This is a genomic window from Pseudomonas onubensis (assembly GCF_965653655.1).
Classification (GTDB): Bacteria; Pseudomonadota; Gammaproteobacteria; order Pseudomonadales; family Pseudomonadaceae; genus Aquipseudomonas.
The window spans coordinates 1-430 of the sequence record NZ_CBFHAZ010000302.1 but is presented as its reverse complement, the minus strand read 5'-3'; the positions used below and the strand labels follow the sequence as shown (position 1 = coordinate 430).

The 430-nt window shown below is 45.8% G+C and carries 1 protein-coding gene; it reads right to left on the bottom strand.

Annotated features, from left to right (window positions below; all coding sequences use genetic code 11):
• Positions 1 to 138: 138 nt before the first annotated feature.
• Positions 139 to 357 (bottom strand): spore germination protein, encoded by a 219-nt coding sequence (locus ACTD9P_RS30060; protein ID WP_438870489.1) that lies wholly within the window; start codon positions 355 to 357, stop codon positions 139 to 141.
• Positions 358 to 430 lie beyond the last annotated feature (73 nt).

Below are 430 nucleotides of genomic sequence, written 5' to 3'. Positions count from 1 at the left end.
GGCGTGACCCGAAACTCGCGCGGTTTGTGAAATGGATCAGAAAACAGCCGCCGGAAAAGCTTGTAAAAACAAAAAAAGCAAATGAACGAAAATAACGCTGAACCAAAAGCAGCCCTCTTCTGAAAGAGCGGCTGCTTTTTAGGCGTTTCCGACCACATTTTGATCGCTGACATCGGGGTCTATATAGTTTGTCGCATTGACAACGTTGTTTAATAACAGGAAATCTCCGGTATTGCCTGCTCCCGAACCGAGCGCAGATTTAGAAGAGCTTTTTGGAGAAAGGTAAACGGAATCACCAAAGTTTACGACTCCGCCCGATATGGAATTGATAGCTATAGGTCCGGTAATTGCTGGCATAAACGACACCCTTTATAGAAGTCTCACCGTCATTATATGTCAGGGCTGCTGTGATTGTGAGCTTGGCGTGAAG